We start from the raw sequence: 255 nt of genomic DNA on the forward strand, positions 1-255 counted from the left end.
CCGCTTTCATTAACACTTCTATTTCAGCCATGACCTCTTGAACGTGATGATGGTCTGTTTTTCCTCTTTTCGTAAAAGCGACTAATTGTTCCGTTACATCTGAAGTCACTTCCACTGTTTCTTCTTTCCGATTCATCACATTCGAAAACGAAGGAGATTGTGCCGAAGTTATATCCGAGACACTCTTTATAATCGCATCTATTTCCTTTGAAATGCCTTCTAATTGCTTGTACATCCTATGTATATCTTCTTCTT

At 38.0% G+C, this 255-nt stretch carries 1 protein-coding gene; it reads right to left on the reverse strand.

Going from position 1 to position 255, the window contains the following annotated elements; all coding sequences use genetic code 11:
- The coding region (locus MW695_RS22440; RefSeq protein WP_247107632.1) for a hypothetical protein at nt 1–235 on the reverse strand (235 nt) is incomplete at its 3' end.
- Between the last annotated feature and the right edge of the window lie 20 nt (nt 236–255).

Source organism: Halalkalibacter sp. APA_J-10(15), assembly GCF_023017105.1.
In the GTDB taxonomy this organism is placed as follows: Bacteria; Bacillota; Bacilli; order Bacillales; family Bacillaceae_D; genus Halalkalibacter.